This is a genomic window from Frigidibacter sp. RF13 (genome assembly GCF_026626305.1).
Lineage (GTDB): Bacteria > Pseudomonadota > Alphaproteobacteria > Rhodobacterales > Rhodobacteraceae > TMP-24.
The window spans coordinates 1-14,001 of sequence record NZ_JAPNUE010000009.1 but is presented as its reverse complement, the minus strand read 5'-3'; the positions used below and the strand labels follow the sequence as shown (position 1 = coordinate 14,001).

The 14,001-nt window shown below is 64.6% G+C and carries 16 protein-coding genes and 1 pseudogene; 12 read left to right on the top strand and 5 right to left on the bottom strand.

The features are described from left to right. Positions 1 to 6: 6 nt before the first annotated feature. The 3 genes from rlmH to OU426_RS14940 form a co-directional block, all read right to left on the bottom strand. Positions 7 to 477: a 23S rRNA (pseudouridine(1915)-N(3))-methyltransferase RlmH gene (gene rlmH, locus OU426_RS14950; protein ID WP_267634848.1), complete on the bottom strand. Its 471-nt coding sequence runs from the start codon at positions 475 to 477 to the stop codon at positions 7 to 9. 13 nt (positions 478 to 490) lie between these two features. After that, on the bottom strand, positions 491 to 859 hold the full coding sequence (gene rsfS, locus OU426_RS14945; protein ID WP_267634847.1) for a ribosome silencing factor: 369 nt from the start codon (positions 857 to 859) through the stop codon (positions 491 to 493). A gap of 195 nt (positions 860 to 1,054) precedes the next feature. Then, on the bottom strand, positions 1,055 to 1,588 hold the full coding sequence (locus tag OU426_RS14940; protein WP_267634846.1) for a hypothetical protein: 534 nt from the start codon (positions 1,586 to 1,588) through the stop codon (positions 1,055 to 1,057). 66 nt (positions 1,589 to 1,654) lie between these two features. Here OU426_RS14940 and OU426_RS14935 point away from each other — a divergent pair, with 66 nt between their 5' ends. The 7 genes from OU426_RS14935 (at position 1,655) to leuB (ending at position 8,041) form a co-directional block, all read left to right on the top strand. After that, positions 1,655 to 2,173, top strand: a complete 519-nt coding sequence (locus OU426_RS14935) for a DUF2975 domain-containing protein (RefSeq protein WP_267634845.1) — start codon at positions 1,655 to 1,657, stop codon at positions 2,171 to 2,173. Further along, a complete protein-coding gene (locus OU426_RS14930) occupies positions 2,173 to 2,394 on the top strand; it encodes a helix-turn-helix domain-containing protein (protein WP_267634843.1) in 222 nt (73 codons plus the stop codon). The genes OU426_RS14935 and OU426_RS14930 overlap by 1 nt, the downstream gene beginning before the upstream one ends. Before the next feature lie 199 nt (positions 2,395 to 2,593). After that, complete coding sequence (gene leuC, locus OU426_RS14925; RefSeq protein ID WP_267634842.1) at positions 2,594 to 4,000, top strand: 3-isopropylmalate dehydratase large subunit; 1,407 nt, start codon at positions 2,594 to 2,596, stop codon at positions 3,998 to 4,000. An 88-nt stretch (positions 4,001 to 4,088) separates the two neighbouring features. Then, the gene (gene leuD / locus OU426_RS14920) at positions 4,089 to 4,694 is read left to right on the top strand and encodes a 3-isopropylmalate dehydratase small subunit (protein ID WP_267634840.1); all 606 of its coding nucleotides are present in this window, start codon (positions 4,089 to 4,091) and stop codon (positions 4,692 to 4,694) included. Between the two features lie 279 nt (positions 4,695 to 4,973). Beyond that, positions 4,974 to 5,810, top strand: a complete 837-nt coding sequence (locus OU426_RS14915; RefSeq protein WP_267634839.1) for a hypothetical protein — start codon at positions 4,974 to 4,976, stop codon at positions 5,808 to 5,810. Between the two features lie 8 nt (positions 5,811 to 5,818). Further along, positions 5,819 to 6,868 carry an endonuclease/exonuclease/phosphatase family protein gene (locus tag OU426_RS14910; protein ID WP_267634838.1) on the top strand — a complete coding sequence of 350 codons (1,050 nt, stop codon included), beginning with the start codon at positions 5,819 to 5,821 and terminating at the stop codon, positions 6,866 to 6,868. Positions 6,869 to 6,934: 66 nt separating this feature from the next. Further along, on the top strand, positions 6,935 to 8,041 hold the full coding sequence (leuB, locus tag OU426_RS14905; RefSeq protein ID WP_267634837.1) for a 3-isopropylmalate dehydrogenase: 1,107 nt from the start codon (positions 6,935 to 6,937) through the stop codon (positions 8,039 to 8,041). 100 nt (positions 8,042 to 8,141) lie between these two features. Here the strand turns inward: leuB and OU426_RS14900 are convergent, their stop codons facing one another. After that, positions 8,142 to 9,143, bottom strand: coding sequence for a polyprenyl synthetase family protein (locus OU426_RS14900; protein ID WP_267634836.1), 1,002 nt, complete (start codon positions 9,141 to 9,143; stop codon positions 8,142 to 8,144). Positions 9,144 to 9,206: 63 nt separating this feature from the next. On the opposite strand from OU426_RS14900, the gene OU426_RS14895 reads away from it, so the two are divergent. The 3 genes from OU426_RS14895 to OU426_RS14885 all read left to right on the top strand — a co-directional run bounded on the left by OU426_RS14895 (position 9,207) and on the right by OU426_RS14885 (position 10,463). Next, entirely contained in the window at positions 9,207 to 9,425 is a 219-nt protein-coding gene (locus OU426_RS14895) for a putative signal transducing protein (protein ID WP_267634835.1), read from the top strand. Continuing rightward, positions 9,418 to 10,176, top strand: a complete 759-nt coding sequence (locus tag OU426_RS14890; protein ID WP_267634834.1) for a tRNA1(Val) (adenine(37)-N6)-methyltransferase — start codon at positions 9,418 to 9,420, stop codon at positions 10,174 to 10,176. Before OU426_RS14895 ends, OU426_RS14890 begins: the two co-directional genes overlap by 8 nt. A 119-nt stretch (positions 10,177 to 10,295) precedes the next feature. Further along, entirely contained in the window at positions 10,296 to 10,463 is a 168-nt protein-coding gene (locus OU426_RS14885) for a YdcH family protein (RefSeq protein WP_267634833.1), read from the top strand. Here the strand turns inward: OU426_RS14885 and yddG are convergent. Further along, entirely contained in the window at positions 10,441 to 11,331 is an 891-nt protein-coding gene (yddG, locus tag OU426_RS14880; protein WP_267634832.1) for an aromatic amino acid exporter YddG, read from the bottom strand. The genes OU426_RS14885 and yddG overlap by 23 nt on opposite strands. A gap of 286 nt (positions 11,332 to 11,617) precedes the next feature. Between yddG and OU426_RS14875 the strand changes: the two genes are divergently transcribed. Together OU426_RS14875 and OU426_RS14870 are read left to right on the top strand one after the other, a co-directional pair. Further along, positions 11,618 to 12,685, top strand: a complete 1,068-nt coding sequence (locus OU426_RS14875; protein ID WP_267634831.1) for a calcium-binding protein — start codon at positions 11,618 to 11,620, stop codon at positions 12,683 to 12,685. Between the two features lie 35 nt (positions 12,686 to 12,720). After that, a pseudogene (locus OU426_RS14870) lies at positions 12,721 to 14,001 on the top strand (hypothetical protein); the annotation flags it as partial.

Sequence of the window (14,001 nt, the reverse complement as noted above, 5' to 3'; positions counted from 1 at the left end):
GCCCTGTCAGGCCCGATGATAGGGTGCACCGGCAAGGATCGACGCGGCGCGATAGAGCTGTTCGGCCAGCATCACCCGCACGAGCATATGAGGCCAGACCATCTTACCGAAACTGATCGAAACATCCGCCTTGGCCCGGAGGCCTGGCGCGATCCCGTCGGCGCCGCCGATAACGAAGGTTACCTCCTGCCGCCCGCCATCGCGCCAGCGCGCCATCTCTTCCGCGAACTCCGGCGAGGACAGGGTGCGCCCGCGCTCATCGAGCGTCACCAGAAGCGCGCCCTGCGGCAGGGCGCGTTCGATCAGAGCCGCCTCAGCCTCCATCCCGAGACCTTTCTTGTCCTCGACCTCGACGACGCGCGCCGGGCCGAGGCCCAGGGCCCGCCCGGTCCGGTCGAACCGTTCCAGATAGTCGGAAATCAGCGTAAGTTCCGGGCCCGCCCGCAAGCGGCCCACGACAACGAGGGTGACTTTCACCGGAAGCCCGGCCTCAGACCGGCTTGCCCGCAGCGGCCGCCGCCGGAAGCCACATCTTTTCCAGCTGATAGAAGTCGCGCACCTCGGGGCGGAAGACATGGACGATCACGTCCTGGGTATCGATCAGCACCCAGTCGCCCTGCTCCTTGCCCTCGATCTTGCAATTGCGCCCCATCTCGTCCTTCAGCCGTTCCACCAGCTTTTCGGCGATGGCGCCGACCTGACGCGACGAACGGCCCGAGCAGACGACCATATAGTCAGCGACCGAAGACCGCCCACGCAGGTCGATGGTCACCACGTTTTCGGCCTTGTCGTCGTCGAGGGAGGCAAGAATTCGGGCAAGCAGAGCGTCGCTTTGCCCATCGGAAGGCCGTGCCGTCATCGGCACCGCCCGCGCGGCCGTCGAACCGGCCGCTTCATGAAGACTGGACAGAACATTGTCCTCCTGTGCTGCACGCCGAATGAGGCCCCGGCGCCGGGCTTGCATCTAAGGTAACATCGCAATTGCGAAATCTCAATGAACCTTACCTTGCAAAAGTTCCCGCGCCGCAGCCGGGCGCGGGATTTTCTTGTGCGTTCAGCGACAAGGGCCGATGGCGGCAAGATTCTCCGGGCCGAGCAGTGCGGCGAGCGGTGCCTCCTCGATCACCGGCGCCAGCGGCGCATCAGGGCGAAGTTTCAGGACCAGTGACCCGGTCGCATCGGACGCGGGCCCCTTGCCCGTCGTGCAGGCGCCAAGGCTGACCGACAGTTGCCCCGGCACCTCGCCGGACTGCCGAAGCTCTAGCACCCGTGCCTGCCAAGCCCGGAACCGGTCTGCGTCGGCGGGTGAGAAGGAAAGCTGGGTAACCCCGCCCTCCAGCCCCTCCACCAGCCGAAGCCGGAAGCTTTCGGCAAGCCGCAGATCGCCCTGCCGCGCCTCGACATTCAGAAGCGCCTGATCGGGCCGCAGCCGCAGCCCGTCGGGCATTGTCACCCGCGCCTCGATCGCCGCCGGGTCGGCGCGCAGGGGATCAAGTAGCGACAGGTCCTTCACTCCACGCGGATCCAGATAGCTGCAGCCCGCAACAAGGGCGGACATCAAAAGAGGAAGCAGTTTCGACGAGGCCATCAGAATCTCCTTTGACATGATCTTTTTATCGTATTACATTAAAAAATAACTTTAGAAGAGGGTGTCATGGCGAATAGTGAACGCGTGAAGAAACTGGCCTCATGGCTGTGGTGGGTGGTGGCGGTGTTGGTCTATGCCCTGCCGGTCACCTATTTCATCGTCATCGTCATTCTGGTGCAGGCACCCGACTGGCCGCAGAATGTCTTTCCCGAAGCCTCGGCGGGGGCGCAGCAAGGATGGGTCGCTGCCTCGTTGGTCATCGCGCTCGCGCTGGTGCTCGTGCTTCCGATCCTGCATATGCTGGTCGAGATGCGGAGCCTCTTCGGCAATTACCGGCGCGGCGAAATCCTGACCGAGGCGAGCGCCCGCCATATCCTCGGCATCGGCCGCGCCATGTTGTCGCTGGCCGTGCTGAAGGTGGTGGTGCCCGCGATCCAACTCCTGCTTCTGACCGGCGATACGCTCTCTTTCGGCCTGAACGACAATTTCGTCATCTTCATGCTGGCTGGCGGCTTTCTCGTCACCATCGGCTGGGCTATGCGCGAGGCGGCCGAGCTGGCCGAGGAAAACCGCGGGTTCGTGTGATGGAGATCGTCGTCCGCCTCGATGTGATGCTCGCGCGCCGCAAGATGCGGTCACGAGAGCTCGCCGATCTGGTCGGGATCACCGAACAGAACATCAGCCTTCTGAAATCCGGCAAGGTGAAGGGTATCCGTTTCGAAACGCTTGCCGCGATCTGCGCGGCGCTCGACTGCCAGCCGGGTGATTTGCTGGAAGCCGTGCCCGACGGCACGCATGCTGGCTGAGGTTCCCGCCGTCTTGCCTCGTTAGGGATTCGGGCGTATCACCCGACCCATGATGCGTTATTTCGACATGGATGATCACGCGCGGCTGCCCTGGCGGTTCACCCAGGCCACGCGCTCGATCCTTGCGCACCTTTGATGCGGCAGGCGCCTCAGGGCGCCCGTCTCGCCATACCCGAACTTCAGCCGAAAGACCGGAGCCATGACAGCCCGCACTCTCTATGACAAGATCTGGGACGCCCATGTCGTCCATCAGGATGCCGACGGCACCTGCCTTCTCTATATCGACCGCCATCTGGTCCATGAGGTCACGAGCCCGCAGGCCTTCGAGGGGCTGCGCATGACCGGCCGCAAGGTGCGCGCGCCGGAAAAGACCATCGCAGTCCCCGACCATAACGTGCCCACCACGCTCGATCGCGCCAACGCGGCCACCATGACCGAGGAAAGCCGCATCCAGGTCGAGGCGCTGGACAAGAACGCCAAGGAGTTCGGCGTCCACTATTACCCGGTAACCGACGTCCGTCAGGGCATCGTCCATATCGTCGGGCCGGAGCAGGGCTGGACGCTGCCGGGCATGACCGTCGTCTGCGGCGACAGCCACACGGCGACCCACGGCGCGTTTGGCGCACTCGCCCACGGCATCGGCACGTCCGAGGTCGAGCATGTTCTGGCGACCCAGACGCTGATCCAGAAAAAGTCCAAGAACATGAAGGTCGAGATCACAGGGAAACTCCGCCCCGGCGTGACGGCCAAGGACATCACTTTGTCCGTCATCGGCGCCACCGGCACGGCGGGCGGCACCGGCTATGTCATCGAGTATTGCGGCGAGGCGATTCGCGACCTTTCCATGGAAGGCCGCATGACGGTCTGCAACATGGCGATCGAAGGTGGCGCGCGGGCGGGCCTGATCGCGCCGGATGAAAAGACCTTCGCCTATGTCATGGGCCGCCCGCATGCACCGAAGGGCGCACAGTGGGAAGCGGCGCTCACCTGGTGGAAGACACTCTTCACCGACGAGGGCGCGCATTTCGACAAGGTGGTGGTGCTGAAGGGCGAGGACATCGCCCCGGTGGTGACCTGGGGCACGAGCCCCGAGGATGTGCTGCCGATCACCGGCACTGTCCCCGCTGCCAGCGACTTTACCGGCGGCAAGGTTGAAGCGGCGCAACGCAGCCTCGACTATATGGGCCTGACACCTGGAATGAAGCTTGAGGATATCAAGATCGACACGGTCTTCATCGGGTCCTGCACCAACGGTCGGATCGAGGATCTGCGGGCGGCAGCCGCGATCCTGAAAGGCAAAAAGATCAAGGACGGCATGCGTGCCATGGTCGTGCCGGGTTCGGGCCTCGTCCGTGCTCAAGCCGAGGAAGAGGGCCTTGCCCAGATCTTCATCGACGCCGGTTTCGAATGGCGGCTCGCGGGCTGTTCCATGTGCCTCGCCATGAACCCCGACCAGCTCGCCCCCGGCGAACGCTGCGCTGCCACCTCGAACCGCAATTTTGAAGGCCGTCAGGGCCGCGGCGGCCGCACGCACCTCATGTCGCCAGCCATGGCGGCAGCGGCGGCGGTGACGGGCCATCTGACCGATGTGCGCGAAATGATGTAAACTTGGTGCTCATCGTCGACCTTCGGGCGCTCTTCGCAAGGACGACGAGCGCCGAAGGCGACGAGGAGGCCCCGCAGGGAAACAAGACATGGACAAATTCACCACCCTGACCGGCATCGCGGCGCCCATGCCGCTGGTCAATATCGACACCGACATGATCATCCCCAAACAGTTCCTGAAGACGATCAAGCGCTCGGGGCTTGGCAAGAACCTCTTCGATGAAATGCGCTACAACGCCGACGGATCGGAAATCCCGGACTTCGTGCTGAACCAGCCGGCCTATCGCAAGGCAGAAATCATCGTCGCCGGCGACAATTTCGGCTGCGGTTCCTCGCGCGAGCACGCGCCTTGGGCGCTTTTGGACTTCGGCATCCGTTGTGTCATCTCGACCTCGTTTGCGGACATCTTCTTCTCGAACTGCTTCAAGAACGGCATCCTGCCGGTCGTCCTGCCGCCCGAGGCTGTCGCCCATCTGATGGAAGATGCGAAGAAGGGCGCCAATGCCCGCATCACGGTCGATCTTGAGGCCCAGACCGTCACCGCGTCGGACGGAGAAACCTATTCCTTCGACATCGATCCTTTCAAGAAACACTGCCTTCTCAATGGCTTGGACGATATCGGCCTGACGCTTGAGAAAGTTTCATCGATCGACAGTTTCGAGGCACAAGCCAGCCTGAGCCGCCCCTGGGTTTGATACCCGGTCACCTCTCAGCTCACAAAGGGCCGCGCTTGCGCGGCCCTTTGCCTTTTCGGAGGATGGATCGGCGAACTGTCGCCCTTGATGCAAAGTCGCACCAGTTTCTCCATCAAATGGCCGTTATTGTCCTGTTATCTCACCCTGACGATTGCCAGGGGGGCATGAATATGGGCAAAAGTGTGGCAAGAATAAGGCGTGCTGCCACAATTGGCGGACAGGCCAGCGGTTCGGGCCGGAGCAATGCGCTGAGCCCGACGGGTGTGAGGGCGTAAGGCAGTGTTTTCGCAGATCACAGGCGCTTTCGTGCGCGGGCTTCTGGTGATGGTGCTCCTCGCCACGCCGTCGCTCATGTTGCCGGGCGTCAACACCGATACGACCCAGATTGTCGCCCTCGTTTCGCTTTTCGCCGCCGCCCTCACCTTCTTCGAATATGCCTCGACCTATCCGGGTCTGGTGGAGTTTCGCGACGCGCCCCCCTTTAACCGCATCCGCTATCTGTCACTTCTGGCGACTGTGATGCTGCTCGCCGCCATCGTGCGCGGCCAGACCCAGCCCACCACGATGACCGAGTTCCTGACCGCGATCGGCACCCAGATCGGCCTTCTGATCGACGTGCCCTACAGCCCAGTGCGTCTTGTGGTGCTGATGCTGCCGAACGACATGGATCCGAACCATATCGCGCTTGTCCGCACGGCGGCGGGCTTGTCCTACCTCATCTCGCTCCTGACGCTTGTCGTCTTCATCGCGGTTCTCTGGCTTCTCGGCTGGCCGAGCCGCATGGGCACGTTCAACGTCTGGATCAACCTTCCCACATTCGATCCGACGGCGGGCGGTGATGTGGTGGACCGGCTGACCCGCGATTCGCGGTTCAACATTGCCTTCGGCGTGCTTCTGCCGTTCATTATCCCAGCAACGCTGAAGATCGCGTCGCTTTCCTTCTCGCCCGTCACGCTTGAAAGCCCGCATACCCTGATCTGGACGATGACCGCATGGGCCTTCCTTCCCGCCAGCCTTTTCATGCGCGGCATCGCCATGGGCCGCATCGCCCGGATGATCGCAACCAAGCGCCGCATGCAGGGTCAATCCGCCGAAGCCGAATACCAGCTGGCCTGAGCACTGCCTTGATACTGGCCGCCCCGGCGGCGGCCGAAACCCTGCGCGTTGCCACCTGGGATCCGGATCTCAGCCGCGATGGCCCGGGCCTTGTTGCGCGCGATCTGGCAGCGGGCAAGGACGCGCAGATCAGGGCGGCGCTTGCGGTGATCGCCGCAGCAGATGCCGATATCCTCCTGCTCACCGATCTCGACTGGGACGCCGATCTGGTTGCGCTCCGCGCGCTTCAGACATCGCTCGAGGCCGCAGGTCACCCCTACCCTTACAGCTTCGCCTTTCGACCCAACGCGGGTGAACCGACCGGATTCGATCTCGATGGTGACGGTTCAGTGAGCGGACCGCGCGACGCGCAAGGTTTCGGCAGCTTTCGGGGGCAAGGCGGCATGGCGATCCTGTCGCGCCTTGCCATCGACGATGATGGCACCCGAGACCTGTCGCCCTTCCTATGGCGCGATCTGCCGGGCAATCGCATGGCCGAAGCAGGGCTGCCCGAGAGCGCCGAGGATGTGCTGCGGCTCTCTGCCCACGGCATGTGGGATGTGCCTGTCGCCTTACCAAACGGCAACGCGCTTCACCTTCTCGCCTGGCATGCAGGCCCGCCGGTCTTTGCCCCCGAGGCGATGAACCGCGCCCGCAATCACGACGAGGCGACCTTCTGGCCGCTCTATCTCGACGGCAAACTGCCCTGGGCTCCACCAGAAGGGCCCTTCGTCCTTCTCGGCAATGCCAACACCGACCCCGAAGATGGCGCGGGCGACCGGACGGCGATCCGGGCGCTTCTGTCCGATCCGCGCCTTATCGATCCGCGCCCGGCAAGCCTAGGCGGTGCAACCGCCGCCCTGCCAGACAAGGCGGGCGATCCGGCGCTGGACACGGCAGACTGGGCTGCGAACCCCAATGTCGGCGACAATCTGAGGGTGGACTATGTCCTGCCCTCCGCCGATCTGGTCCTTACCGGTTCGGGCGTCATCTGGCCCGCGCCGGACGACCCGTTCGCCGCAACTGTCGCCGCTGCCTCGCCCCACAGACTCGTGTGGGTCGATATCGATCTTCCCTGACCGGCTTGACCCCGCGTCCCCCTTTGGCTAGGCGCTTCTCGCACCCGTTTTCACAGGAGATCGCCCGTGGCCAACCCTTCCCTCCTCATCCTCGCCGGTGACGGCATCGGCCCGGAAGTCATGGCCGAGGTGAAGAAGATCATCGGCTGGTTCGGCGAGAAGCGCGGCGTGACGTTCGACGTTTCCGAAGACCTTGTCGGCGGCTGCGCCTATGACAAGTACGGCACGCCCTTGCATGACGATACGATGGCCAGGGCTCAGGCGGTTGATGCGGTGCTTCTTGGCGCGGTTGGCGGGCCGAAATACGACAAGCTCGATTTCTCGGTGAAGCCCGAGCGTGGCCTCCTGCGCCTGCGCAAGGAAATGGATCTCTATTCGAACCTCCGCCCCGCGCAGTGCTTCGATGCGCTCGCCGATTTCTCGTCCCTGAAGAAAGAGGTCGTCGCGGGCCTCGATATCGTCATCGTCCGCGAACTGACCTCGGGCGTCTATTTTGGCGAGCCGCGCGGCATCTTCACCGAAGGCAATGAGCGGGTGGGCATCAACACCCAGCGCTATACCGAAAGCGAGATCGCCCGCGTGGCGCGGTCGGCTTTCGAACTCGCGCGCCGTCGCGGCAACAAGGTCTGCTCGATGGAGAAGGCCAATGTGATGGAAAGTGGCATCCTGTGGCGCGAGGTCGTGCAGGAAGTGCACGACAAGGAATATCCCGACGTCGAGCTTTCGCACATGTACGCCGACGCGGGCGCGATGCAGCTTTGCCGCTGGCCCAAGCAGTTCGACGTGATCGTCACCGACAACCTGTTCGGCGACCTTCTGTCGGACGCGGCCGCGATGCTGACCGGATCGCTCGGCATGCTGCCCTCGGCCTCGCTCGGCGCACCGATGGCCAATGGCCGACCGAAGGCGCTCTACGAGCCGGTCCACGGCTCCGCCCCCGATATCGCGGGACAAGGCAAGGCCAATCCGATCGCCTGCGTCCTGTCGTTCGCGATGGCGCTGCGCTATTCGTTCGACATGGGCGATGAGGCAACGAGGGTTGAAAAGGCGGTCGAGAAGGTCCTGGCCGACGGCGTCCGAACCGCCGACCTGATGGGCCCTGAAGGCGGCAAGCCGGTGTCGACGAGCCAGATGGGCGATGCGATCATCGCGGCTCTGAACGCCAGTCTCTGACCCGTTAAGGAAGCCGCTCATCGCCCCCTTTCTGGGGCTCTTCGCTGACAAGCGATGAGGCCTGAAAGGGCCGAAGAGCGGCCCGCTTCGCTACCCGGGCTCAGCGTACCCGCGCCACGACATAATCGGCAAGATCGGCCAGCATGTCGTTCAGCTCGTGCTGCGGCAGACGGGTCAGCGCGTCCCGCGCCTTGGCCGACCATGCGAGCGCCTCGGCCCGCGTCGCCTCCAGCGCACCATGGCGGGCCAGAAGCCGCATGGCCTCTTCCAGATCGCCCTCGCGCTGGTCGCCCTTCTCGATCACCCGTTCCCAGAAGGCACGCTCGGCCGCATTGGCATGGGCAACCGCGCGGATCACCGGCAGTGTCAGCTTCCGTTCGCGGAAATCGTCGCCGACATTCTTGCCGATGACAGCCGCCGCCCCGCCGTAATCCAGAAGGTCATCGACCATCTGGAAGGCCACGCCCAGCGCATCGCCATAGGTGAAGAGCGCGGACACCTGATCGTCCGACGCCCCGGCGATCACGCCGCCCACCTCGGTCGCGGCCGAGAACAGCGCCGCTGTCTTGCCGCGCACCACCTGCAGATAGATCCGTTCGTCAGTGCGAAGATCCTGCGCCGCTGTCAGCTGCAGCACCTCGCCCTCGGCAATCGTCGCCGAGGCATTTGCCAGAATGTCGAGAACCCGCAGCGAGCCGGTTTCCACCATCAGCTGGAACGAGCGCGAGAAAAGATAATCGCCAACCAGCACCGAGGATTTGTTATCCCACAGAAGGTTCGCGGTCGGCCTGCCCCGCCGCTGGCGGCTTTCATCGACCACATCGTCATGCAGAAGCGTCGCGGTATGGATGAATTCGACCGTCGCCGCGAGATGCACGTGATAGGGGCCTTGGTAGCCCATCATGCGCGCCGCCGCGAGCGTCAGCATGGGCCTGAGGCGCTTGCCGCCTGCTTCAACAAGATGCGCCGTCACTTCGGGGATGCGGGGGGCATGTTCCGACGCCATCCGCGTGCGGATCAGGACATTCACCGCCTCCATATCCCGGGCGAGATAGGCTCCCAGCCGGTCATGCGGTTTTGTCGAGGCGTCGTCCAAGCTCATCTTCGTCCCAGGCCGTTCCGGTCGTGCCGTGACATTTCCGCAAAGCGCGTTAAGTCTTGGCATATGAAAGAGCTTTTGCGCACCACCGACCCGACCCGGATCGCCTTCGCAACCGCCCTACTGGATGGGGAGGGTATAGCGGCCTTTGAATGGGACGTCCACATGAGCGTCCTTGAAGGCGGCTTGGGCATTTTGCCGCGCAGGCTGATGGTGGCCGACCGCGACTATTTCATCGCGCAGGCGCTGCTGCGCGACCATGACATCCCCGAACGCGATGGCTGAAGCAAAGACGACGTCGGACGGCTTCCTCGGCGGGCGGCTTTCCATCCTTCAGCCGAAGGACGGCTATCGTGCCGCGACCGACCCGGTTTTTCTTGCCGCCGCCGCCCCGGTGCAGCCGGGCGACAGCGTTCTGGAGCTTGGCTGCGGCGTCGGGGTGGCGAGCCTGTGCCTTCTGTCCCGTGTCCCGGAGGTGCGCGCGACCGGGATCGAGCGTCAGGCGGACTATGCCGCCTTGGCGGACCGGAATGCGAGGCAGAACGGACTTCCGCTTGAGGTGATCACCGGCGATCTGACGCGGCCGCCTCCTGACCTGCGCGCCCTGAGCTTCGATCAGGTGATCGCCAATCCGCCCTTCTTCCGTGCCGGTGACGGCACCGGCGCCCAGAACCCGGGCCGCGAGATCGCCTTCCGTGAGGAGGCGCCGTTGTCGGCCTGGATCGACGCGGGCCTCAGACGGCTCAGGCCCGGCGGCTGGCTGACGATGATCCATCTGTCCGAACGGCTGGCCGACATTCTGACCGGCCTCGAAGGCCGCGCCGGATCGGTCTCGATCCTGCCGCTGGTGCCGCGCGCCGGGCGTCCGGCGAGCCGGGTGATCGTGCGGGCCCGCAAGACCGGAAAGGCGCCTCTTCGGCTCCTGTCTCCCTTCATCCTGCACGCAGGCGCGGCGCATCTGGCGGATGGCGACGATTTCACGCCCGAGGCCCGCGCCGTCCTGCGCGATGGCGCCGCCCTTCCCGGTTTCGACTGACCGAACGGCCATCGCCCGCCGGTTGTCATAATCTCTTCACACTGCGTCACCTTCGCGCGTGACACGACTCGGGGAATATGCTCGACTGATCCCAGAGATCCACAGCAGAGGAGTTGACGATGTCGATGAACGCTCATTTGCAGGAGCTTCACAAAAAGCACCAGCATCTGTCCGAAGCTGTCGAGGAAGCCCAGCGCAGCCTGAGCGTCGACGATCTGACGATCGCCGATCTGAAAAAACAGAAATTGAAGCTGAAGGAAGAAATCAGTCGGTTGAGCCGGGCCTGATTTCCACCGGCCGGGCGCGGGAGCTGGCCCAGGCGGCCAGACCCGCACCGGCGGTGATGCACATGGCGGCAACGCCGATGCGGGCGGTTGGTTCTGCGACGCCCGAGGCGATGAGTGTGAGCGTCGACAGAAGCGGCGCCGCATAGGAGGCGGTTCCCAGCATCTGGATATCGCCGCGTTTGACCCCCACATCCCAAACATAGAAGGCCAGCCCCACAGGCCCAAGGCCAAGGGCGATGACGCACAGCCAACCGCGCAGGCCGACGGGCCAGGCCGTCGTTTCCAGCGCGACATGAAAAGGCACGGACAGCGCCGCCGTAATCAGGCAGAAGACAGCGACGGCAGCCGTCGGCACCTCGCCCATCCGGCGCGACAGGAGCGAATACGAGGCCCAGGTCAGCGCCGCCAGGAAGGCGAGAAGGAAGCCGAGCCAGCTGCCGTCAAATCCACCACCCTTGCCGAGCAGCAGCCAGGCGGTCCCCGCGAAGGCCACGGCCGCACCCGCCACATGCAGCGGCGTCAGCCGCTCACCGGGCAAAAGGCCCGAGAAGAGCACGATGAATAGCGGCCAGAGATAGCAGATCAGCCCGGCCTCGGCCGGAGGAGCCAGACGCAGCGCCGAGAAATAAAGGAAATGATAGCCAAAGAGACCAGTTGCGCCGAGAAGATAGGTTTTCGGCTGCACGTGCCCGAGCTGGCCAAACCCACCGCTGAGCCCGATCCAGATCAGCCCGACGAGCCCCCCTATGGAAAAGGTCAGCGCGTTCAGCAGGAAAGGCGGCACCGGCACCGTACCGACGGTGAAGAGCGCCAGAAGCGACCACAGAAGGATCGCACCGAAACCGATCGCCGTCGCCCGTGCCCGCATGTCTGTTTCCTCCCGCTCCGCGGTGATCGCGCATGCGCGGGCGAAGCACAAGCCATGGTTTCCGCTGGGGCGCGAGCACGGCGCCCCCGGCCGATGGCTTTGCTCGAGGGCCGCCCATCGCTGTGCGAATAGGTCGCGAATGCGGCACGAACCCGCCGTGTCCGCGGATAATAGCTCGAATTGTTCATGCTCCCGCCCCCGTTTCCACGCTCTTAAGCAATTTGTCGTCCTCTGGGTCCCGGGGTGCGCACGGAAGGGGTTCCGGCGCCGGGATCAGGGGGCACCAATGCTCATGCTCGCGGGATTTATGGGTCTGATGGCAGCGATCGCGGCCCTTGACGTTGTATCGGTGTTCGGCGGGATCGACGAGACAGAAGCCGACGCAGACCCTCATCTTGGCGAGGCGGGCGCCTCTCACGAAGTGACATTGCCAGAAGCGGGCGAGCCTGGCGACGCGACAGACGGCGGCCCGACCGAGGAGCTGCGACGCCATCCCGACAGTGACTTCACCGGCAGGGGCGATCCCACGCTGGACGGCGAGGTCATTTCCGGCACCGCTCTGCCCGACATTCTCGTGGGAACTGATGGCGGCGACACGATGGATGGCGGCGCGGGTGACGATCAGATCGGCGGCAATGGGGGTGACGATCTGATCGAAGGCGAGGACGGCGATGACGACCTGCATGGCATGGCGGGCGACGATACGCTCGATGGCGGAGCGGGTGACGATGGGCTCTCGGGGGGCGACGACAATGACAGCCTGTCCGGCGGCGATGGCGATGACCTCCTCGCCGGTCAGATGGGCGATGACGTGCTCGATGGAGGCGCTGGCGCGGATTCGCTTCTGGGCGGCGCGGGTAACGACAACCTTTCTGGTGGCGCTGGCGGTGACACGCTTGAAGGCCATGACGGAGCAGATACGCTTGACGGCGGCGCGGGCACCGATGTGCTCATGGGCGGCGGCGGCAATGATGTCCTGTCCGACCGTGACCCCGAAGGCGAGGTGACGCGCGACTTCCTGAACGGCGGCGCGGGTGACGATACGCTGGTGGCTGGCGAGGGCGACTGGCTGGACGGCGGCGAGGGCCATGACAGTTTCGTCCTCAGCCAGTGGCTGAACGAGGCACACGAGGCCGCCACCATCGGCGACTATGATGCGACAGAGGACCAGATCGTGGTCGTCTATGACACGACGGCACATCCCGAGCCCTCTCTTTCACTCGCGCCGGCAGATGACGGCCAGGGCGAGGGCGACATGAACCTGTTTCTCGACGGCGTCCTGGTCGCGCGGGTGCTTGCAAGCCCCGATCTCGCGGTTTCGGACATCCAGCTTCTGCCTGCGCAGGCCGCGTAACCTGGCACGTCAGAGGAAAGGACAAACCTGTGCTCATGATGACCGGACTCCTTGGCCTCGTTCTTGCCGTTTCGGTGCTCGATGCCTTTTCGGGTGACGACGACAACGAAGACACAGGTCCCGACGAGGCCGACGAAGCCTTGGGCAGCGCGGGTGAAGCCCAGGGCGATTGGCCGGACGAAGAAGCGCCTGGCGAGAGCGACGCGCAGCAGGGCGATCACGCCAGCTATCACCCGCCCCAGATGCGGCCCGATTTGGTCAGCGATCGTGGTGAGCCGGACGAAGGGCCGGACAGTGACAGCCCGGCACCTGTGGACTGGTTTGGCAGCGGCGAAGCACCTCAGGAGGAAAGCTATCTGGAGCCGGAAGCGGAAAGCGGCTTCCTGAGCGAAGCAGGCACAGGCGAAACCGAAGCGGATGATCCTGACACATCCGGGCAGGATGGCGAGATCGCGGACAGCGCTGCGAACGATTGGTTCGCCTGGACCGATGACTTTCCCGATCTGGCGTCAGATGCCCCGGAGACGTCGGAGGAGGAGCCCCTGGACCATGATCCGCTCGTCGACGCCACATCCGAGACGACCGAGGCTGGTGCGGAGGCGGGGGCGGCAGTTGACATCGGGCCCGGCAGCGCCTCGGACGATCCGTTGGCGGGCGAAAGCGGTGACGCTGGGCTGCCGACCGGCGGAGCCGAGGCCGAGGCCACCGACCCCCAATCAATCGACCCGGGTCGGCCGATACCAGGCATCACGGCCAGAGATCCTCCGGACGACGCCGTCAACCTGGAGAGCGAGATATCGCAAGAGGCCGCGCACGACCCTGATGCAGTGACGGGCATCGGCCCGTCGGGCTCCGATCATGATCATGAGGGCGATAGCGACGAGGATGAGACGCTTGGTCCGCCGGGTGATGAGGATCGCCGGGATGACGAGGATGAGCGCGACCAACCGGATACCCACGACGGCGGGATTCAGGACCGGACCGAAAGGGATGGCGCAGATGAACACCGCAGCGACCGGGACCACGGGGCGCGGGACCGCGGTCGGCATGGCGATGGCGGGCCGGACCGAGGAGGGCCAGACCGAGGAGGGCCAGACCATGGGCTAGGCCAGAACAATGGTCAGGGCAATGCCTGGGGGATCGATAAGACCGATGGTCCCTTCGCCCCGGGCGATCCCGCTGCGCACGTGGACGTGTCGGCGCCGGCACCACACTATCCTTCGACCGGCGTGCCGAGCGACGGGAACGGGAACGGGAACGGGAACGGGAACGGGAACGGGAACGGGAACGGGAACGGGAACGGGAACGGGAACGGG

Excerpts from the sequence above, each read along its gene's own strand:
- rsfS (WP_267634847.1), bottom strand. The coding sequence starts at position 859 with ATGACGGCACGGCCTTCCGATGGGCAAAGCGACGCTCTGCTTGCCCGA.
- OU426_RS14940 (WP_267634846.1), bottom strand. The coding sequence starts at position 1,588 with ATGGCCTCGTCGAAACTGCTTCCTCTTTTGATGTCCGCCCTTGTTGCG.
- OU426_RS14935 (WP_267634845.1), top strand. The coding sequence starts at position 1,655 with ATGGCGAATAGTGAACGCGTGAAGAAACTGGCCTCATGGCTGTGGTGG.
- OU426_RS14930 (WP_267634843.1), top strand. The coding sequence starts at position 2,173 with ATGGAGATCGTCGTCCGCCTCGATGTGATGCTCGCGCGCCGCAAGATG.
- leuC (WP_267634842.1), top strand. The coding sequence starts at position 2,594 with ATGACAGCCCGCACTCTCTATGACAAGATCTGGGACGCCCATGTCGTC.
- leuD (WP_267634840.1), top strand. The coding sequence starts at position 4,089 with ATGGACAAATTCACCACCCTGACCGGCATCGCGGCGCCCATGCCGCTG.
- OU426_RS14900 (WP_267634836.1), bottom strand. The coding sequence starts at position 9,143 with ATGAGCTTGGACGACGCCTCGACAAAACCGCATGACCGGCTGGGAGCC.
- OU426_RS14895 (WP_267634835.1), top strand. The coding sequence starts at position 9,207 with ATGAAAGAGCTTTTGCGCACCACCGACCCGACCCGGATCGCCTTCGCA.
- OU426_RS14890 (WP_267634834.1), top strand. The coding sequence starts at position 9,418 with ATGGCTGAAGCAAAGACGACGTCGGACGGCTTCCTCGGCGGGCGGCTT.
- OU426_RS14885 (WP_267634833.1), top strand. The coding sequence starts at position 10,296 with ATGTCGATGAACGCTCATTTGCAGGAGCTTCACAAAAAGCACCAGCAT.
- yddG (WP_267634832.1), bottom strand. The coding sequence starts at position 11,331 with ATGCGGGCACGGGCGACGGCGATCGGTTTCGGTGCGATCCTTCTGTGG.
- OU426_RS14875 (WP_267634831.1), top strand. The coding sequence starts at position 11,618 with ATGCTCATGCTCGCGGGATTTATGGGTCTGATGGCAGCGATCGCGGCC.